15 protein-coding genes and 1 pseudogene are annotated in these 19,080 nt (G+C 73.8%); 7 read left to right on the top strand and 9 right to left on the bottom strand.

Annotated features, from left to right (window positions below):
• Both OO48_RS34510 and OO48_RS20890 read right to left on the bottom strand, forming a co-directional pair.
• Positions 1-951 (bottom strand): annotated as a pseudogene (locus OO48_RS34510) (heavy metal translocating P-type ATPase); the annotation flags it as partial.
• A gap of 64 nt (positions 952-1,015) precedes the next feature.
• A complete protein-coding gene (locus OO48_RS20890) occupies positions 1,016-1,288 on the bottom strand; it encodes a heavy-metal-associated domain-containing protein (RefSeq protein ID WP_033218506.1) in 273 nt (90 codons plus the stop codon).
• 317 nt (positions 1,289-1,605) lie between these two features.
• On the opposite strand from OO48_RS20890, the gene OO48_RS20885 reads away from it, so the two are divergent.
• From OO48_RS20885 to OO48_RS20875, 3 genes are all read left to right on the top strand, one after another.
• Positions 1,606-2,532 carry a hypothetical protein gene (locus OO48_RS20885; protein WP_033218505.1) on the top strand — a complete coding sequence of 309 codons (927 nt, stop codon included), beginning with the start codon at positions 1,606-1,608 and terminating at the stop codon, positions 2,530-2,532.
• A gap of 254 nt (positions 2,533-2,786) precedes the next feature.
• Entirely contained in the window at positions 2,787-3,731 is a 945-nt protein-coding gene (gene nth / locus OO48_RS20880; RefSeq protein WP_245194732.1) for an endonuclease III, read from the top strand.
• Complete coding sequence (locus OO48_RS20875) at positions 3,728-4,426, top strand: NUDIX hydrolase (RefSeq protein WP_033218503.1); 699 nt, start codon at positions 3,728-3,730, stop codon at positions 4,424-4,426. The genes nth and OO48_RS20875 overlap by 4 nt, the downstream gene beginning before the upstream one ends.
• Positions 4,427-4,433: 7 nt before the next feature.
• Here OO48_RS20875 and OO48_RS20870 read toward each other — a convergent pair whose 3' ends face one another.
• On the bottom strand, positions 4,434-5,225 hold the full coding sequence (locus OO48_RS20870; RefSeq protein ID WP_033218501.1) for a DUF4389 domain-containing protein: 792 nt from the start codon (positions 5,223-5,225) through the stop codon (positions 4,434-4,436).
• Between the two features lie 164 nt (positions 5,226-5,389).
• Between OO48_RS20870 and OO48_RS20865 the strand changes: the two genes are divergently transcribed.
• A complete protein-coding gene (locus OO48_RS20865; protein ID WP_033218499.1) occupies positions 5,390-6,574 on the top strand; it encodes a MarP family serine protease in 1,185 nt (394 codons plus the stop codon).
• A 128-nt stretch (positions 6,575-6,702) separates the two neighbouring features.
• A complete protein-coding gene (locus OO48_RS20860; protein WP_081952264.1) occupies positions 6,703-7,401 on the top strand; it encodes a metal-dependent hydrolase in 699 nt (232 codons plus the stop codon).
• A 417-nt stretch (positions 7,402-7,818) separates the two neighbouring features.
• Here the strand turns inward: OO48_RS20860 and OO48_RS20855 are convergent, their stop codons facing one another.
• The 3 genes from OO48_RS20855 to nhaA form a co-directional block, all read right to left on the bottom strand.
• Positions 7,819-8,787, bottom strand: a complete 969-nt coding sequence (locus tag OO48_RS20855) for an alpha/beta fold hydrolase (RefSeq protein ID WP_051732377.1) — start codon at positions 8,785-8,787, stop codon at positions 7,819-7,821.
• 77 nt (positions 8,788-8,864) lie between these two features.
• Positions 8,865-9,335, bottom strand: a complete 471-nt coding sequence (locus tag OO48_RS20850) for a phage holin family protein (RefSeq protein WP_033218495.1) — start codon at positions 9,333-9,335, stop codon at positions 8,865-8,867.
• Between the two features lie 126 nt (positions 9,336-9,461).
• The gene (nhaA, locus tag OO48_RS20845) at positions 9,462-10,754 is read right to left on the bottom strand and encodes a Na+/H+ antiporter NhaA (protein ID WP_033218493.1); all 1,293 of its coding nucleotides are present in this window, start codon (positions 10,752-10,754) and stop codon (positions 9,462-9,464) included.
• Between the two features lie 278 nt (positions 10,755-11,032).
• On the opposite strand from nhaA, the gene OO48_RS34505 reads away from it, so the two are divergent.
• On the top strand, positions 11,033-12,244 hold the full coding sequence (locus tag OO48_RS34505; protein ID WP_157845499.1) for a serine hydrolase domain-containing protein: 1,212 nt from the start codon (positions 11,033-11,035) through the stop codon (positions 12,242-12,244).
• A gap of 132 nt (positions 12,245-12,376) precedes the next feature.
• On the opposite strand, the gene acs is transcribed toward OO48_RS34505, so the two are convergent.
• Positions 12,377-14,332 carry an acetate--CoA ligase gene (gene acs / locus OO48_RS20835; protein WP_051732376.1) on the bottom strand — a complete coding sequence of 652 codons (1,956 nt, stop codon included), beginning with the start codon at positions 14,330-14,332 and terminating at the stop codon, positions 12,377-12,379.
• Positions 14,333-14,643: 311 nt separating this feature from the next.
• Here acs and OO48_RS20830 point away from each other — a divergent pair, with 311 nt between their 5' ends.
• On the top strand, positions 14,644-15,174 hold the full coding sequence (locus OO48_RS20830) for a C40 family peptidase (RefSeq protein WP_033218489.1): 531 nt from the start codon (positions 14,644-14,646) through the stop codon (positions 15,172-15,174).
• A gap of 113 nt (positions 15,175-15,287) precedes the next feature.
• Here the strand turns inward: OO48_RS20830 and OO48_RS20825 are convergent, their stop codons facing one another.
• Positions 15,288-17,624 (bottom strand): SulP family inorganic anion transporter, encoded by a 2,337-nt coding sequence (locus OO48_RS20825; protein WP_033218487.1) that lies wholly within the window; start codon positions 17,622-17,624, stop codon positions 15,288-15,290.
• 405 nt (positions 17,625-18,029) lie between these two features.
• Positions 18,030-19,016, bottom strand: coding sequence for an ATP-binding protein (locus OO48_RS20820; RefSeq protein WP_033218484.1), 987 nt, complete (start codon positions 19,014-19,016; stop codon positions 18,030-18,032).
• Between the last annotated feature and the right edge of the window lie 64 nt (positions 19,017-19,080).

Raw genomic sequence — 19,080 nt, 5'->3', positions numbered from 1 at the left:
GGCACGAACACGGCGGAGATCCGGTCGGCCAGGCGCTGGGCGGCGGCCTTGCCGTTCTGGGCGTCCTCCACCAGCTTGGCCATCCGGGCGAGTTGGGTGTCGGCGCCGATCCGGGTGGCTTCGACCACCAGCCGGCTCGCCGGGGCGCACCACGAACCGGTCGCCGACCACGAGCCGCGCGACCGGCACCCGGACCTCGCGGCCCTCGCGCAGCACGGTGACGTCCTTGGCGCCCAGCTCCAGCAGCGCCTTCAGCGCGGCGCCCGCGGTCCGCTTCGAGCGGGCCTCGAAGTAGCGCCCGGCCAGGATGAACGCGGTGACGCCGGCCGCCGCCTCCAGGTAGATGTTCGACGAGCCGTCCGAGCGGGCGATGGTGAACTCGAAGCCGTGCCGCATCCCGGTCATGCCCGCGTCGCCGAAGAACAGCGCCCACAGCGACCACAGGAACGCGGCGCCGGTGCCGAGCGAGACCAGGGTGTCCATGGTCGCGGCGCCGTGCCGGGCGTTGGTCCAGGCGGCCTTGTGGAACGGCCAGGCGGCGTACGTCACCACCGGCGCGGTCAGGGTCAGCGACAGCCACTGCCAGTTGTCGAACTGCAGGGCCGGGACCATCGCCATCGCGACCACCGGCACCGCCAGTGCCACGGCCGTGACCAGCCGCTGCCGCAGCGGCGCCGACTCGTCGGCCGGCCCGGCACCCGCCGCGGTCGCCGCCGGGGGTTCGGGGAGGGCGGCGGTGTAGCCGGTGGCCTCGACGGTCGCGATCAGGTCGGCGACCTCCACCGGCCCGTCGATGACCACCTTCGCCTTCTCGGTGGCGTAGTTGACGCTGGCCTGGACGCCGTCCATGCGGTTGAGCTTCTTCTCGATCCGCGCGGCGCAGGACGCGCACGTCATGCCGCCGATGCGGAGTTCCACCTCGGTGGAGGCGGGTGCTGCCTGGGTGGTCATCAGGGCTCCTGGTGGTCTTCTCCCGGTCGGGGCCGGGTCACTGCGGAGTGGGGGAGGGGCTCTCTCAGGCCCGGCCGGTCAACTCGTAGCCGGCCTCGTCGACCGCGGCGCGCACTGCCGCGTCGTCCAGTTCGGCCGCCGAGTCGACGCTCACCAGACCGCCCCGGACGTCGACCCGGACGGCCCGCACGCCCTCCAGCGCGCCGACCGCCTTGCCGACGGCCTGCTCGCAGTGGCCGCAGGTCATCCCGGCGACGGTGAAGACGGTGGTGACGGCGGCCGGGGCGGTCCCGGTCGCGGTGGTCGAGCAGGTGCCGTTGGTGGAGCAGCAGGACACGGGTGCCTCCGGTGTGGTCTCCCGATACCCGGGCGGGGTATCGGCTCGATGTCTCCAGTTATACCCAGGGGGGGTATATCGCGCAAGTGTCGCCCCCGGGTCGCCGCACCCCGTTTCTCCCGGGGGTGGATTTTCCGGCCCTCGACGACACCCTCCTGACCTGGGCACATGCGGCCCCGTGCGGGCGCCGCATCTCCACTCGGGACGGGCCGTCGGGCCCTGGTTGACACATACCCCCATGGGGTATCTACTCGATGCGTCGGGACGCCCCGGAACCTCGGGAGCGGCCCCCGCCCGCACACCCCCAGGAGCCCGCCGTGAACACCGCGCTCAAGGTCACCGCCTTCGCCACCGGCCTCGTCGCCGCCTTCACCGCCGCGTACGGCATCGGCCACGCGGTCGGCCCCGCCCAGGCCCCCGCCCGGCCGCACGCCGCCCACGGCGAAGGCGCGACGCCCGCCGCCGCCCACGGCGACCACCCGGTCGGCGGCCTGCAGATCGCCGACCGCGGCTACGCCCTCAGCCTGGACCGCGCCGTCGTCCCGGCCGGCGGCCCGACCGAGCTGAGCTTCCGCGTCCTGGCCCCGGACGGGAAGCCGCTCACCGCCTACCGGCCCGCGCACGAGAAGGAGCTCCACCTGATCGTCGCCAACCGGGACCTGACGGACTTCCAGCACCTGCACCCCGTCCGCGCCGCCGACGGCACCTGGACCGCCCCGGCCACCATCGCGGCGGCCGGCGACTACCGGGTCTTCGCCGACTTCACCCCGGCCGCCGAGACCGACCCGCTCACCCTCGGCGCCGACCTGCACGCTGCCGGCGACTACCGCCCGGCCGCCCTGCCGCGGACCGGCCGCACCGTCACCGTCGACGGCTACACCCTCACCCTCGCCGGCGACCTCACCCCCGGGCGGCCCGGTCGCCTCGCCTTCACCGTGAGCAGGGACGGCCGCCCGGTCACCGACCTCGACCCCTACCTCGCCGCCTACGGCCACCTGGTCGTCCTGCGCGCCGGCGACCTCGGCTACCTGCACGTCCACCCGGACGGCGAACCCGGCGACGGCGCCACCGCACCCGGCCCGGAGGTCGACTTCACGGCGACCGCCCCCGGCCCGGGCGACTACCGGCTCTTCCTCGACTTCCAGCACGAGGGCGCCGTCCACACCGCCGCCTTCACCCTCACCGCCACCGGCACCCCGGCCCCCGCGCCCACCGGCGAACCCACCGCGGCCCACCACCACTGACCCCGCACCCGCGCCCGAGCCGGGCGCACCCGTCCGTCACCTCCGTCCGGCCTGGCCGCGATGACGGCCGTCGCCGCCGCCAACGGCGCCGGTGAGCTCACCGACCCGCGGCGGTTCGTGCCGGCCTCCCGCGGCGAGCGCGCCGTCCGCATCACGCCGGCCGGTCCGCGCCTCCGGACGGGCCCGTGCGCCCGGACCGCCGGGTGCGGCCGATTCCGGGCCGGGGCCCGGCCGCTTCGGCGTAGCCTTCGTGCATGGCAGAGAGCAAGGTCGCGAAGGCCGGGCGGAAGAAGCCCGAAACGCACCTGGGGATGGTGCGGCGGGCCCGGAGGATCAACCGTGAGCTGGCGGAGCTGTACCCGTACGCGCACCCGGAGCTGGACTTCGACGGGCCGTTCCAACTGCTGGTGGCGACCGTGCTGTCGGCGCAGACCACCGACCTGCGGGTGAACCAGACCACACCGGCGCTGTTCGCGAAGTACCCGGCGCCGGAGGACCTCGCGGCGGCCGTCCCCGAGGAGCTGGAGGAGGTCATCCGGCCCACCGGGTTCTTCCGGGCCAAGGCGAAGTCGCTGATCGGCCTGTCGATCGCGCTGCGCGACCGCTTCGGCGGCGAGGTGCCGCACGAGCTGGAGGACCTGGTCACGCTGCCCGGCGTGGGCCGCAAGACCGCCAACGTGGTGATCGGGAACGCTTTCGGAGGGGCGGGCATCACTGTCGACACCCACTTCGGGCGCCTCGCCCGCCGCTTCGGCTGGACGGCCGAGGAGGACCCGGAGAAGGTCGAGGCCGACGTGATGGCGATCTTCCCGAAGTCGGAGTGGACGATGCTCTCGCACCGGGTGGTCTTCCACGGCCGCCGGGTCTGCCACGCCCGCAAGCCCGCCTGCGGGGCCTGCCCGATCGCGCCGCTGTGCCCCTCGTACGGCATCGGGGAGACCGACCCGGAACTGGCCCGCAAGCTGCTCAAGTACGAGCTGGCCGGGCAGCCCGGCCAGCGCCTGCGCCCCCCGGCCGACTTCCCGGGCGAGGCCGCGGCCCGCGCCGAACTGGCCGTCGGCCACCCGCTGCCGGACACCGACCCGCGGGCCCTGCCGGACGGGAAGGGCGCGAAGGGCGCGAAGACCGTGAAGGCCGTGAAGGCTCCGAAGACGGTGAAGACGGCGAAGACGGCGAAGACGGCGGAGGAGACCCCATGACGACGACGCCCCCGGTGCTGGTCCGGGACGGCCTGCCGGCGTGGTTGGTGCCGGTGCGGGAGGCCGCCGAGCGGGCGGTGCCCGAGCAGCTGAGCCGCTTCCTGCCGCCCGCCGAGGGGGGCCGCCCGTCGGCGGTGCTGATGCTGTTCGGCGAGGGCCCCGACGGGCCGGACCTGCTGCTGATCGAGCGGGCCCGCAGCCTGCGCTCGCACGCGGGCCAGCCGTCCTTCCCGGGCGGCGCGCTGGACCCGGAGGACGGCGACCCGGCGGGCAGCGGCCCGCTCGCGGCGGCGCTGCGCGAGGCGGTCGAGGAGACCGGCCTGGACGCCTCCGGGGTGCAGCTGTTCGCCCGGCTGCCGGCCCTGTACATCCCGGTCAGCGGGTTCGTGGTGACGCCGGTGCTGGGCTGGTGGCGCCGGGAGTCGCCGGTGGAGGTGGTCGACCCGGCGGAGACCGGCGCGGTGTTCCGGGTGCCGCTGGCCGAGCTGACCGACCCGGCGAACCGGGCGAAGCTGCGCCACCCGTCCGGTTTCACCGGGCCCGCCTTCCAGGTGGCCGGCCGCCTGGTGTGGGGCTTCACCGCCGGGGTGATCGACCGGGTGCTGCACTTCAGCGGCCTGGAGCGGCCCTGGGACACCCGGCGCACCGTGGAGCTCTCCGCGGAGGCCGTCGAACTGTCGCGGCGGAGCGGCTGAGCGCCCCTCAGCGCGGCAGCGGCGCCGTGGTCGACACGGTGTCCCCGTCGTCCCCGTACCCGTTCCAGTCGTTGGTCACCGAGCTCGCCGCCGACCCGATCACCCCGAGCACCAGGTAGACCACCAGCAGCGCCTTCGCGGCCCCGGTCAGCACCAGCGGCCGGGTCGCGGAGCGGACCGGCTCGGAGTCGGCCGGGTCGCCGAACACGGCCTTGGGGTAGGCCGGGGTCAGCATCATCAGGTACGCCTGGAACCGCATCCGGTAGCGCAGCACCGCCGCGGTGGCCCCGAACAGCGCCCGCGGCATCCGGCCGAGCACCAGCACCACCAGCCAGCTGATGAAGGACAGCGCCCACCAGCCGGTCTGCAGCAGCCCCTGGACGATCGCGGCGGGGACCGCCAGCAGCAGCCGGAAGAACACCGCCAGCCGGTTCAGCGGCCCGCCCGCGCGCAGTTCGATCCGCACCGGGTGGTCCGGGGCCTCGAACCGGAACGGCGGGTAGCGGTCGGTGAGCAGCAGCGTCGAGGCGTAGACCCGGGTGTCGTACGCCAGGAACCCGCTCAGCCAGTCGGCGGCGAACCGCGGCAGCCGGCCGGCGAACAGCGCACCGAACCAGCCGATCACCACGACCGCGAAGGCGATGATCGACAGCACCCACAGCACCACGTACTGCGGGACGAGCAGCAGCAGGCGCAGCAGCACGGTGAGCCGGTTCTGCGGGCCCGGCGGCGGGACGTCCAGGGCCGGTTGGAACTCGGTGCGGTCCACCACCGGCACGTCCCACCTGGGTTGCTCCATGGTTCGGCTCCCTGTTCCCCGGTCGTCGTCCGGTCGGCTGTTCGTGAGGTCGGATGGTCAGACCGTCCCAACCGTCCCGGGTCCGCTGCCCGCCGGGTTGACCCGATCGGGCGACGGCCGGGGACCGGTGTCCCCCGCCCGGCGGGACGTGGGAGGGTGTTCGGGTGAATGTCCTGGATCTGCTGCTGATCGCCGCCGCGCTCGGCTTCGCCGTGTCCGGCTATCGGCAGGGGTTCGTGGTCGGCGCGCTCTCGGTGCTGGGCTTCCTCGGCGGTGGCCTGGTCGCCGTCCAACTGCTGCCGCTGCTGCTGCGCCACCTCTCGCCGGGCACCACCGCCTCGGTGGTGGCGGTGGTGGTGGTGATCGTGCTGGCCGCGGTCGGGCAGGCGGTCACCACGCACTTCGGGTGGAAGCTGCGCGGCCGGATCGGCCGGAACAGGGCGAAGACCCTGGACGCGGTCGGCGGCTCGCTGGTCAACGTGCTGTCCATGCTGCTGGTGGCCTGGCTGATCGGCTCGGCGCTGGCCGGCACCTCGCTGCCCACCGTCTCCAAGCAGGTCCGCAGTTCGACGATCCTGGGCACGGTGCAGGAGGCGCTGCCCGACGACGCCCCGAACTGGTTCTCCGACCTCAGCCAGGACCTGGCCCGCAACGGCTTCCCTCAGGTGTTCAACCCGTTCGAGCAGGAGCCGATCACCGAGGTGGAGCCGCCCGACCCCGCGCTGGCCAACAGCCCCGGCGTGCTGCGGGCCAAGGGCTCGCTGGTGAAGGTGCTCGGCACCGCGGCCTCCTGCGGCAAGACCCTGGAGGGCTCCGGCTTCGTGTTCGCCCCGCACCGGGTGATGACCAACGCCCACGTGGTCGGCGGCGTCGACGAGCCGACCGTGCAGGTCGCCGGCGCCGGCCAGCTGTACGACGCGACGGTGGTCCGCTACGACTGGCAGCGCGACATCGCGGTGCTGGACGTGCCGAAGCTGAACGCCCCGCCGCTGGCCTTCGCCGGCGAGGCCCGCTCCAACGACTCGGCGATCGTCGCGGGCTTCCCGGAGAACGGCTCGTTCAACGTCCAGCCCGCCCGCGTCCGCGGCCGGATCCAGGCCAACGGCCCGGACATCTACCACCGCGGCCAGGTCGTCCGGGACGTCTACTCGGTGCGCTCGCTGGTGCGCCAGGGCAACAGCGGCGGCCCGCTGCTCACCCCGGACGGCCAGGTGTACGGGGTGGTGTTCGCCAAGTCGCTGGACAGCTCCGACACCGGTTACGTGCTGACCGCCGCCGAGGTCAGGGAGGACGTGGCGCAGGGCGCCGCCGCCACCGGCAAGGTCAGCACCGAGGGTTGCGCGCTGTGACCGTCCGCCCGCCGAGCAGGCCCTGACGGACCGTCCACCGCTCCTGGTAGCGTCGGCCGAGCTCACCCGAACGGCCCAACCGGGCCGCCATGGCCAGGAGCCCCACGGGAGGTCGGACACACGTCATGATGGGTCACTCGCACGCGGTCAGCGGCGCTCTGCTGTTCGCGGCCACCGCGCCGTTCGTCCCGCCGCTGATGGGCATGCACCTGCAGCCGGCCGACGTGCTGATGGGCACCGTGCTGTGCGCGGGCGCGGCCCTCCTACCGGACCTGGACCACCACGACGGCACCATCGCCAACTTCCTCGGTCCCATCTCCAAGGTGCTGTGCCAGTTCGTGGCCTGGGTCTCCGGCGGCCACCGGCACGCCACCCACTCGCTGCTGTTCGTGGCCCTGATGGGCGGCGGCAGCTGGGCCGGGATCACCTACCTGGGCCGGAACTTCACCATCGGCCTGACGTTCTTCCTGCTCGCGATGGCGATCAAGGCGCTTCACCTGCACCCGCCGGGGGACGGCCCGCAGGGCTGGATCACCGTGATGGGCCTGGCCGCGCTCGGCACCTTCGGCCTGCTCCACTGGCTGCCGAGCGCTCCGGGCTGGCTGCCGTACGCGGTGGCCCTGGGCACCCTGGCGCACCTGCTCGGTGACTGCCTGACCAAGCAGGGCTCGCCGCTGCTGTGGCCGCACAAGGAGCGCTACGAGGTCGTGCTGATCAAGCGCACCGGCAACAAGGTGGAGACCAAGATCCTGGTCCCGGTCATGACGCTGGCGACGTTCGCGCTGCTGCTGTGGTCCACCGCGATCTCGCCGACCGTCCTGAGCTGAACGCCCGCCGACGGGGCCGGGGCCGGTACGGAGGACTCCTCCGTACCGGCCCCGGCCGTTGCGCGTGCCGTCGGCGGGCTTCACCCCTCCCGGCGGAGCCGGGCGCCGACCCAGCGGGCGCGCCGTCCGATGATCTTCGGAATGCCGAGCCGGTACCCCGCGCCGCGTGGTGTCCGCCCGGTCGGCTCGTAGGGCCACTCCGGCTGCGGGACGTGCGGCTGCGAGCTGCTGTTGCCACGGCGGCTCCGGCGCGGCTGGGCTTCTCGTTCGGGCATCCAGGTCATACCGGAGGGATTCCCCGGGCCCGCCCGGAGTAACCGCCGCCGGGCCCTCCTACCGGCCTATGCGCTTGTCATATGAACGGCGCCAACTGTGGGGGAGCGGAGGGCCGTTGGGCCGCCGCCCGCCCGGCCCCGCTCAGTCCTCCCCGTGCTGCCGGACCCACTCGATCAGCTCCGCGCTGAACTCCTCCGGAGCCTCCTCGTGCGGGAAGTGCCCGACCTCCGGCATCAGCCGCCACCGGTACGGCGCCGACACGAACTCGCCCGCCCCCAGCGCCGTCCGCGGCAGCAGCACCGGGTCGGCGGCCCCCTGCACGTGCAGCACCGGCGCGGTGATCTCCCGCTTCATCCGGCGCGCGAACTGGATGCCGTCCGGCCGCGCCATCGACCGCATCAGCCAGCGGTACGGCTCGATCGAGCAGTGCGCGGTGCTCGGCACCTGGATCGCCTTCCGGTACGCCGCCACCGCCTCGACGGGCAGCATGTCCGGCCCCGTCCAGGCCCGCAGGTACTCGCCCACCAGCGCCCCGTCGTCCGCGACCAGCCGGCGCTCCGGGATCCACGGCCGCTGGAAGCCCAGCACGTGCTCGAACGCGGCGATCTGCTTGCGGTCGGTCAGCAGCGCCCGGCGCAGGTGCCGCGGGTGCGCCGCCGACACCACCGTCAGGCTGCGGATCACCGACGGGCGCATCACCGCCGCCACCCAGGCCAGCGTGCCGCCGGTGGCGTGCCCGACCAGGTGCGCCCGCCGCTCGCCGAGCGAGCGGATCACGCCGGTGACGTCCAGCGCCAGGTTGCCCGGGTCGTAGCCGCGCGGGGTGCGGTCCGAACCGCCCATGCCGCGCAGGTCCAGCGCCACCGCCCGGAAGCCCGCCCCGGCCAGCGCCGTCAGCTGGTGCCGCCACGCCCACCAGTACTCGGGCCAGCCGTGCACCAACAGCACCAGCGGGCCCTCGCCGAGCTCGGCGATGTGGAAGCGCGCGCCGTTCGCCGCCAGGTCCCGGTGCGTCCACGGCCCGGCCGAGCGGACGCTCCACGGCTCCGCGGGCGCGGTCGGGGCGGGGACGGGAGCGGTCTCATCCACGGGCTTCTGGTCCAACGACATACCCGCAGCCTGTCATATCCGCCCCCCTCGTACCCGCCCGGCGCTCGTGCACGCGCGCAACCGTTACCGGCCGCCGCTCACTGGATCCGGCCGAGCCCCCGGTCGATCTCCTCCTTGGTGGCCGGCCGCGGCCTGGCGTGCTTCAACACCTGGGCGGTGGCCTGGGCGCCGGCGATGGTCCGCTCCGGCTTCCGGATCTTCTTGAAGTACCGGATCATCAGGAACGCCAGCAGCGCGGCGATCAGCACGTACGCCCCGCCGACGATGGCGAACGACCAGCCGGTGGTGATGCCCAGCGCCTGCAGCCCCCAGGCGAAGGCGAAGGAGAACATCGGGATCGAGGCCAGCGCCACCACGCCGGCCACCACGCCGGCCGCGGTGCCGATGCCGCCGCGCACCACGTCCGCCTTGATCTCGGCCTTGGCCAGCGCGATCTCGTCGTGCACCAGGCTGGACAGCTCGGCGGTGGCGTCGGCGAACAGCTCGCCGATGGTCCGCTCGCCCTCGTGCGGGGTGCGGCCGTTCGGGGGTGCGGCTCCTGCGGCCATCGGGAGGTCTCCGTTCAACGGGCTGGTGGGGCGTGCTGAGTGCGCGTCACGCAAGTGACTGTCAGCTCAGCATCATGCCCCTACCGGCGAGTCGGGCACCACTCCGGGTACCCGCCCGGGGGCGTGTCATCCCTGCCGCTGGTACACATCGGGGACGCCGTCGCCGTCCTCGTCCCGGTTCTCCTCGTCGTAGAGCTCCCGGTAGTGCCGGTTGCGCCGCTTCAGCAGCAGCGAGCCGACCACCGCGCAGGCCAGCGATCCGACCAGCACGGCTTCCTTGCACAGTTGGGCCAAGTGGTGGTCGTCCGGGAAGGCCAGGTCGCTGATCAGCAGCGACACCGTGAAGCCGATGCCCGCGACGGTGGCCAGCGCCACCAGGTCGGACCAGGTCAGCTGCGGGTTCAAGGTGGCCCGGGTGTAGCGGGCCGCCAGCCAGGTGCCGCCGAAGATGCCCATCGACTTGCCGACCAGCAGGCCGATCACGATGCCCAGCGGCGCCGGCTGGGTGAACACCTCGCCCAGGATCTCCGCCGACACCGGCACGCCCGCCGCGAACAGCGCGAACACCGGCACCGCCAGCCCCGCCGACAGCGGCCGCACCAGGTGCTCGATGTGCTCGCCGGGCGACTGCTCCTCGCCCTCCTCGCGGTGGCAGCGCAGCAGCAGGCCCATCGCCACGCCCGCCACCGTGGCGTGCACCCCGCTCTCGTGCATCAGCGCCCAGATCACCAACGCCAGCGGCACGTACAGCCACCAGCCGTGCACCCCGCGCCGGTGCAGGAACCAGAACAGCACCAGCCCCGCCAGCGCCGCCCCCAGCGCCCAGAACCTGATCCCGGACGAGTAGAAGACCGCGATGATCAGGATCGCGATCAGGTCGTCCACCACCGCCAGGGTCAGCAGGAACGCCCGCAGCGCGGACGGCAGGTGGCTGCCCACCACCGCCAGCACGCCCAGCGCGAAGGCGATGTCGGTCGCGGTCGGGATCGCCCAGCCCGCCGGGTGCCCGTTCGACGCGGCCACGTTGACCGCCGTGAACAGCACCGCCGGCAGCAGCACCCCGCACAGCGCCGCCACCACCGGCAGCAGCGCCGCGCTCGGCGTGCGCAGCTCCCCTGCCACGAACTCGCGCTTCAGCTCGATGCCCGCCACGAAGAAGAAGATTGTCAGCAGCCCGTCCTGCGCCCAGGCCTCCAGCGAGAGGTCCAGGTGCAGCGGCCCGCTCGGCCCGACCGTGTAGTCCAGCACCGTCTCGTACGCGTGCGGCCACAGGTTCGCCCAGAACAGCGCGACCGCCGCGGCCACCAGCAGCAGTACGCCGCCGACCGTCTCGGTGCGCAGCGCGTCGGTGAGGTAGCGGCGCTCGGGCAGCGACAGCAGGCCGAGGAACTGGCGGCGGTCATTGGACGGGCTGGCCACGGCGGGGACCTCCTGGGGCGGGCGGCATGCGGACACACGGGTGGTGCGGTGCCGACCAGACTTCCCGGCGCGCCTCAGGTTCTCGGTGGTTCCCCGGCATCCTACGGCGCGTGACAAGCGGTCAATCGGTCCGTCCCACTGTATGGGGGTTCGCCGGGCCGGCTCCGGCGCGCTGACCCGGATGGGTTCGGCGGGATGCGGACGATCCACCGCGTTCCCAGGGCCGGCCGCAGAAGCGGGGCGCCGCCCCGGCCGCCCGCCCCGTCATGGAGGAATCGATGCCCAGTCAGGAAACCGAACCCATACCGGTCCAGGCCGCGGGTCCCCACCAGGGAGGAGTCGAGGGCGCCGACACCGCCCAGCCCCCGTTAGCCGACCCGGACACCGATGCCGATGCCGATGCCGCTCCCGACACCGACCTCGACCGCCTGCTGCGCCCGCTGTTCGCCGCCGCCGCGCCCGAGGGCGGCATCGCCGTCGCGGTGGTCCGCGGCACCGAGCGCACCGTCGCCTGCCGCGGCTACGCCGACCGGGCCGGGGAGCGCCCGGTGCGGGCCGACACCCGGTTCGAACTGGGCTCGGTCACCAAGACCTTCACCGCGCTGCTGCTCGCCGACATGGTCGCCCGCGGCGAGGTCGACTACGACGACCCGATCGACCGCTACCTGCCTGCCGAGGTCCTGCCCGGCTACCCGCACGAGCGCCCGATCACCCTGCTGCACCTGGCCACCCACACCTCCGGGCTGCCCCGGCTGCCGGTCGATCTGACCCCCGCCGCGGTGCCCCGCTGGTTCACCAGCCCGTCCGCCACGTTCAGCGCCGCGCACCTGCTGCGCGCGCTGCCCCGCACCCCCGTGCGCGGCACCCCCGGCACCCGGGTGCGGTACTCCAGCCTCGGCGCCGGACTGCTCGGCCTGGTGCTGGAACGGGCCGCCGGACAGCGCTACCAGGAACTGCTCACCGGACGGGTCTGCGAACCGCTCGGCCTGATCGACACCTCCTGCGCCACCGGCCGGGACGAAACCACCGGCTACCGGCGCGGCCGCTGGATCCCCTCGTTCAAGATCCCGGCGCTGCCCGGCGCGGCCGCCCTGCGCTCCACCGCCGACGACATGCTGCGCTACCTGCAGGCCCACCTGGCGGTGGACGCGGTGCCGATCCCGGAGCGGACCGGCGCGGCGGCCAGCCTGCGGACCGCGCTGCGCGAGGTGTGCCTGCCCCGGGTCGCCCGGCGCGGCTCCGGGCAGCGCATCGGCCTGAGCTGGCACCACCCCGCCCGGCCGCCGGGGTCGCGGACCGCGAGGTGGTCTTCCACAGCGGCTCCACCGGCCGCTGCACCGCCTTCGTGGGCTTCGACCGGGCCGCGCAGACCGGCCTGGTCGCGCTGGCCGGGCCGCTGGCCACCGGGCGGCGCAGGTTCACCCAGAGCGCGTACGACACGCTGCGGGCGCTGGCCGGCTGACCGGTGGGCCGATCCATTGGCCGACTGACCGGCTGACCGGTTGAGGGATCGGTCGACTGAGCGATCGGCCGGCCGGCCGGACGGCCGGCGGGTGGGGACGGACGGGCCGGGCCCGTTCCGCTGCGTGCGGAACGGGCCCGGCCCGGTGCCTGTCGGCGGATCAGTCCTCGGAGCCGGCGGCCGGCAGCTGGGACTGGATCAGGTTCATCACCGAGGAGTCGGCCAGCGTGGTGGTGTCGCCCACCTCGCGGCCCTCGGCGATGTCGCGCAGCAGACGGCGCATGATCTTGCCGGAGCGGGTCTTCGGCAGCTCGGAGACCACCTTGATCTGCTTCGGCTTGGCGATCGGGCCGAGCGTCTTGCCGACGTGGTTGCGCAGCTCGGCGATCAGCTCCGCGCTGTCCGAGGCGGTGCCGCGCAGGATCACGAAGGCCACGATCGCCTGGCCGGTGGTCGCGTCGGTCGCGCCGACCACCGCGGACTCGGCCACCGCCGGGTGGCCGACCAGCGCCGACTCGACCTCGGTGGTGGAGATGTTGTGGCCGGAGACCAGCATCACGTCGTCCACCCGGCCGAGCAGCCAGATGTCGCCGTCCTCGTCCTTCTTGGCACCGTCACCGGCGAAGTAGCGACCCTCGAAGCGCGACCAGTAGGTGTCGACGTAGCGCTGGTCGTCGCCCCAGATGGTGCGCAGCATGGACGGCCACGGCTCGGTCAGCACCAGGTAGCCGCCGGAGCCGTTGGGCACCTCGCGGGCCTCGTCGTCCACCACGGTGGCGACGATGCCGGGCAGGGCGCGCTGGGCGGAGCCCGGCTTGGTCTCGGTGACGCCCGGCAGCGGGCTGATCATGATCGCGCCGGTCTCGGTCTGCCACCAGGTGTCGACGATCGGGGTCTTGCCCGCGCCGATGTGCTCCCGGTACCAGACCCACGCCTCGGGGTTGATCGGCTCGCCGACCGAGCCCAGCACCCGCAGGCTCGACAGGTCGAACTGGGCCGGGATGTTGTCGCCCCACTTCATCCAGGTGCGGATCAGGGTGGGCGCGGTGTAGAGGACGGTCACGCCGTACTTCTGCACGATCTCGAACATCCGGCCCTGGTGCGGGGTGTCCGGGGTGCCCTCGTAGATCACCTGGGTGGCGCCGTTGGAGAGCGGGCCGTAGACGATGTACGAGTGGCCGGTGACCCAGCCGATGTCGGCGGTGCACCAGTAGACGTCGGTCTCCGGCTTGAGGTCGAAGACCGCGTTGTGGGTGAAGCTGGCCTGGGTGAGGTAGCCGCCCGAGGTGTGCAGGATGCCCTTGGGCTTCCCGGTGGTGCCCGAGGTGTACAGGATGAACAGCGGCTGCTCGGCGTCGTGCGCCTCGGGGGCGTGCTCGGCGGACTGGCCGTCGACCAGCTCGTGCCACCAGACGTCGCGGCCCTCGGTCCAGGCCACCTCCTCGCCGGTGCGGCGCACGACCAGGACGTTCTCCACGCCGTCGACCTTGGTCAACGCCTCGTCGATGGCCGGCTTGAGCGCGGACGGCTTGCCGCGGCGGTAGCCGCCGTCGGCGGTGATGACGAGCTTGGCGTCGGCGTCCTTGATCCGGGAGGCCACCGCGTCGGCCGAGAAGCCGCCGAAGACCACCGAGTGCGCCGCGCCGATCCGGGCGCAGGCGAGCATCGCGACGACCGCCTCGGGGATCATCGGCAGGTAGACGGCGACCCGGTCGCCCTTGGCCACGCCGAGCTGCTGCAGCGCGTTGGCGGCCTTGGAGACCTCGTCCTTGAGCTGCGCGTAGGTGATGGCGCGGCTGTCGCCGGGCTCGCCCTCGAAGTGGATGGCGACGCGGTCGCCGTTGCCGGCCTCGACGTGGCGGTCCACGCAGTTGTACGCCACGTTCAGCTTGCCGTCGGCGAACCACTTGGCGAACGGCGGGTTCGACCAGTCCAGGGTCTCGGTGGGCTCGACCGCCCAGCTCAGCCGGCGGGCCTGCTCGGCCCAGAAGGCCAGCCGGTCCTCGGAGGCCTGCGCGTAGGCGTCGGCGGTGACGTTGGCGGAGGCGGCGAGCTCCGCGGGCGGGGCGAAACGCCGCTCCTCCTTGAGCAGATTGGCCAGGCTCTCGTTGCTCAACGCGCACTCCTCATCGAGTCTCAAATGCCGGGGAACCCCGTGCGGAGGGATTGTCCCGTGTGTCCCAGCGCACAGCTCACCAGGCCAACGGCTCCGTTGACAAGAGGTGCCGGGAAATTGGTGTAGACCTTTGACCGGTTCGGAGCTCCTGCCCAGGTGGGCGCCGCCCCGGCTCGGCCGCCGGCCTCCCCGACCTCTTCCCGCCCCCCGGGCCGATCAATCCCGCGCGACACCTTGACGGCCCCGCCCGCCGGTACTCCACTGAGAGTGCACGTCCAGTCACCTTGTGTGATCGAAGCGGGGGTACCGCCATGACTGCCACTCCTTCCCGCCCCGAACTCCTCCCCGAGCCCCTCCCCGGCGACTTCGCGGTCGTCCGGATGGGCGGCCGCGCCGGCCGGCTGATCCGGATCGGCCAGTTCCTCAACGGCGACGGGTTCGCCGACTACGAACACGCCTTCGTCTACCTCGGCGGCGGCGAACTCGTCGAGGCCCAGCCCGGCGGCGCGGAACTCCGCCCGCTCTCCGTCTACGACGACAGCCCCGCGCTGTGGTCCACCGGCCGGATCCCGCTCACCGGCGAACAGCGCGCCGCGATCACCGCGGCCGCCCGCTCCTACATCGGCACCCCCTACAGCTTCGCCGACTACCTCGCCCTCGCCGCCGCCCGCCTGCACCTGCCGGTGGGCCCCCCACTGCGACGCTTCGTCGCCAGCACCAAGCACATGATCTGCTCCCAGCTCGTCGACCAGTGCTACCAGGACGCCGGGGTCCACCTCTTCACCGACCACCGCTGGCCCGGCTACGTGACCCCGGCCGACCTGGCCCGGCTGCTGCTGTGACGCCGGCGGCCCGAGCCCGGGTCTTGGGCCCGGGCCGCCGGTCTCGGGCCCGTCTCGGGCCTCGGGCTCGGGCCGCCGCCGTGGCGGGCTGCCGCTGCGGCGCCGGCCCGGCGCTAGGCCGCGAGGTCCTGCTCCGGCTCGACGCGGGCGTGCACCGGGGCGAAGCGACCGGTCCGCTCGTCCATCACGTACGCCTGCGCGGTCGCGAAGTCGAAGTACATCCCGACCAGTCTCAGCGAGCCCTCAGCGACCCGCTGCCCCACCGCCGGATTGGCCAGCAGCTGGTCGAGCTGCTGCACCACGTTGGTGATGCACAGCTGCTCCACCACGTCCGCCGCGGGGCGGCCCTCGAACTCGGCCGGGGCGCGCCGCAGCCGGTCCAGCGAACTGCGCCCGTTGCGCAGCCAGCGGGCCAGCGCGGTGGGCGGGCCGGCCGCCTCGGTGACGCCGTCCAGCAGGGCCTTCATCGCCCCGCAGCCGGAGTGCCCGCAGACCGTGATCGAGGCGACCTCCAGCACCTCCACCGCGTACTGGACGGCAGCGGCCACCGAGTCGTCCGCGGCACCCGGCTCGTAGGGCGCGGGCACCAGGTTGCCGACGTTGCGGACGGTGAAGAGGTCACCCGGGCCGGAGCTGGTGATCATGCTGGTGACCATCCGGGAGTCCGCGCAGGTGAGGAAGAGCTGCGAGGGCGTCTGGCCGTCCCGGGCGAGGCGGGCGAGCTCCTGGCGGACCAGCGGGGCGGTGTGCTGCTGGAAGCCGCGGACGCCGTCGAGCAGCCGCACGTGCGGGTCGACCTCGCGCTGCTCGATGCAGTGGTGGCCGACCCACGGCGTCCAGGCGCGGCATCGGTGCGGCCCGGGGGAGCTGCCCACCCGGACGGTGCCGTCCGGGTCCAGCACGTCCTGCGGGCGGCGCTCGGTCAGCATCGTGACCTGGGCGCCGCTCGCCTGGTGCCCCGTGCGCCAGGCGTGCAGCGCCTCGTACGCGGCGTGGTCCAGGAACGAGCCGTCGTGGTGGACCGTCGCCCGCGCCCCGGCCGGGATCCGGCCCAGCGCCCGGCTCAGCTTGGGCACGGCGGCGAACGTCAGCGGGCCGTGGGTGCGGACGGTGTACGAGCCGTCGTCCTCGGCCAACACGTCGACGTGGGCACGGGTCAGCCGGTAGAGCGCGAACAGCATGGCGACCGAGCCGCCGAGCACCACTCCGAGCGGGACGCCGAGCAGCACCACCCCGAGCACGGTGGCCAGGTACACCGGGAACTCGCGGTGCCGGTGCACCCGCCGGATGTGCGCGAAGCTCACCATCTGCACGCCCACCACCAGCACCAGCGCGGCCAGGGCGGCCAGCGGGATCCGCCGCAGCCCGGCCGTCAGTGCCAGCGCGGCGACCAGCACCCAGCAGCCGTGCAGCACCGCGGACGCCCGGGTGGCCGCGCCGGCCTGCACGTTCGCGGTGGAGCGCACGGCGCCGCCGGCCACCGGGAGGCCGCCGAGCAGCCCCGAGACCAGGTTGGAGGCGCCCTGGGCACGCAGCTCGCGGTCCAGGTCGCCGCTGCGATGGGTCATCCGGTCGATCGCGACGGAGGACAGCAGCGACTCCACGCCGGCCACCGCGGTGACGGTCAGCACCAGACCGAGCAGCGCCGCCCAGTGGCCGGACAGCGGGCCGAGCGGTGGTGGCGAGAAGAACTGGTGGTGCTCCCAGACCGGCAGCTCGACCCGGGCCAGCCGCAGCCCGGCGATCAGCGACAGGGTGGTGGCGGCGGCCACCGCGACCAGCGCGGCGGGCAGCCGGGCCAGCCGGGCGCCGATCCGGCCGGCCGGGCCGGGCAGCAGGCCCAGCCGGGGCCAGCCGTACAGCACCGCCAGCGCCAGCAGGCCGACCACCAGCGCGGGCAGGTGCGGGCCGGCCAGCTCGCCGGGCAGCGAGACCAGGTCGGCCAGGGCCGAACTGTGCGGCGTACCGCCGAGGATGACGTGCAGTTGGGCGATGGCGATGGTCACGCCGACGCCGGCCAGCATGCCGTGCACCACGGCGGGCGAGACGGCGAGCGCGGCGCGGGCCACCCGCAGCGAGCCGAGCAGCAGTTGCAGCAGGCCGGCGGAGACGGTGATCAGGCAGGCGATCTGCCAGCCGTACTGGGCGATCACTCCGGCGGTGACCACCGTCAGCGCTGCGGAGGGGCCGCTGACCTGCAGGTGCGTGCCGCCGAGCAGGCCGGCCACCAGGCCGCCGACGGCGGCGGCGACCAGACCGGCCGTCAGCGGGGCGCCGGTGGCGAGGGCGATGCCGAGCGAGAACGGCACCGCGATGAGGAACACCGCGAGGGAGGCGGGCAGGTCGTGCGCCAGCAGGGCGCGGACCCGGCCGGGGGCCGGCCCGGCCTGCGGCGGGGCGTGGTCGGTGGTGTCGGAGGCGATGGGTGCGCTGGAGACGTCGAGTGTCATGGGTCTTCCCGTCTTCTTCCGGGGGAGCGAACGCAGTCAGGTCCGGCGGGTGTGGCTGGTCGGATCGGCTGTCGTGGGTCACAGCGGGTGTGGCGGGTGCGGCGGGTCACATCGGGTGCGGCGGGCGGCGGGCGGCGGGCCGTTCGGCGGGGCGGCCGCGGTGGGTGGGTGCGCGGCGGCGAGGGCCTGCGGCGACCGGGGCCCGTGCGGTCGTTCAAGAGTTGGTAAACCGAGAGTAATGGAACCTTTGCATAGCGTGTGGTTCGAGTGCCAGTGCAAATAGGGGCGTTCACCACATCGTGTGGCACCTCGGCCGGGCGGGAATTTCCTGGTGGGAACGCCTGAGGGGCCGGCCCGCCGCGACGGGCGGGCCGGCCCCTCGGGGGCGGCTGGGCGGGTGCCGGATCAGACCCCGGCGGTGCCGGCCCGCTCGGCGCCCAGCACGTAGTCCGGGTCGACCTGGCCGGCCAGGTCGGTGCCGACCTTGGCGTTGCCCCAGCTCTCCGCGTTGCGCAGGTGGAAGCGGGCCGCCTGGGCGCTGTACCGGTGCGGGTCGCGCAGCCCGTGGGCGGTGTCGGCGGCGGTCTGCAGCCGGGCCAGCACCTCCCGGTTCGGGGGCTCCAGCTCGCGCAGCGGCGGCTCGTCCCCGCGCTCCAGCCGGCGCACCCAGCCGGACTGTCCGAAGCAGGCGTACAGGTCCTCGCCGACCTCGCGGCGCAGGAAGTCCAGGTCGTCCGGCCCCTGCACCTTGTTGCCGACCACCCGCAGGTGGACGTCGAAGTCCTGGGCGTACTCCTTGTACTGGCGGTACACCGAGACGCCCTTGCGGGTCGGCTCGGCGACCAGGAGGGTCAGGTCGAAACGGGTGAACAGGCCGGAGGCGAAGGAGTCGGAGCCGGCCGTCATGTCGGTGACCAGGTACTCGTCCGGGCCGTCCACCAGGTGGTTCAGCAGCAGTTCCACCGCGCCGACCTTGGAGTGGTAGCAGGCCACCCCGAGGTCCTCCTCGGTGAACGCGCCGGTCGCCATCAGCCGGACCGAGCCCTCGTCCAGGGCGACCGGGCGGGCGCAGGCCGCGTACACCGGGTTCTCCTCGACGATCCGCAGCAGCCGGGAGCCGGGGCCGGGCGGGGTGGTCTTGATCATCTCCTCGGCGGAGCGGATCAGCGGGTTGTCGCCGCGCAGGTACTCCTTGATCACCGGCAGGTGCGCGCCGAGCGAGGGGAGCGCGGCGGCCTGGGCGTCCGTCAGGCCGAGCGCCGGGCCGAGGTGTTGGTTGATGTCGGCGTCGACGGCGAGCACCGGGCGGCCGGCGGCGGCCAGGTGGCGGATGAACAGGGCGGACAGGGTGGTCTTGCCGCTGCCGCCCTTGCCGACGAAGGCGATCTTCATCTCTGAGCCTCCGGCTCTCTGGCTGTGACGTCCGCCGGTCCCCGCCGGGCCGGACGCTTCTTGG

It is taken from the genome of Kitasatospora phosalacinea (assembly GCF_000716545.1).
In the GTDB taxonomy this organism is placed as follows: Bacteria; Actinomycetota; Actinomycetes; order Streptomycetales; family Streptomycetaceae; genus Kitasatospora; species Kitasatospora phosalacinea.
This window is presented reverse-complemented; position numbering and strand designations above follow the sequence as displayed.

What these genes read in the sequence shown, in the direction of transcription:
- nth (WP_245194732.1), top strand. Translation starts at nt 2,787, where the DNA reads ATGGCAGAGAGCAAGGTCGCGAAGGCCGGGCGGAAGAAGCCCGAAACG.
- OO48_RS20875 (WP_033218503.1), top strand. Translation starts at nt 3,728, where the DNA reads ATGACGACGACGCCCCCGGTGCTGGTCCGGGACGGCCTGCCGGCGTGG.
- OO48_RS20870 (WP_033218501.1), bottom strand. Translation starts at nt 5,225, where the DNA reads ATGGAGCAACCCAGGTGGGACGTGCCGGTGGTGGACCGCACCGAGTTC.
- OO48_RS20860 (WP_081952264.1), top strand. Translation starts at nt 6,703, where the DNA reads ATGGGTCACTCGCACGCGGTCAGCGGCGCTCTGCTGTTCGCGGCCACC.
- OO48_RS20855 (WP_051732377.1), bottom strand. Translation starts at nt 8,787, where the DNA reads ATGTCGTTGGACCAGAAGCCCGTGGATGAGACCGCTCCCGTCCCCGCC.
- OO48_RS20850 (WP_033218495.1), bottom strand. Translation starts at nt 9,335, where the DNA reads ATGGCCGCAGGAGCCGCACCCCCGAACGGCCGCACCCCGCACGAGGGC.
- OO48_RS34505 (WP_157845499.1), top strand. Translation starts at nt 11,033, where the DNA reads ATGCCCAGTCAGGAAACCGAACCCATACCGGTCCAGGCCGCGGGTCCC.
- OO48_RS20830 (WP_033218489.1), top strand. Translation starts at nt 14,644, where the DNA reads ATGACTGCCACTCCTTCCCGCCCCGAACTCCTCCCCGAGCCCCTCCCC.
- OO48_RS20825 (WP_033218487.1), bottom strand. Translation starts at nt 17,624, where the DNA reads ATGACACTCGACGTCTCCAGCGCACCCATCGCCTCCGACACCACCGAC.
- OO48_RS20820 (WP_033218484.1), bottom strand. Translation starts at nt 19,016, where the DNA reads ATGAAGATCGCCTTCGTCGGCAAGGGCGGCAGCGGCAAGACCACCCTG.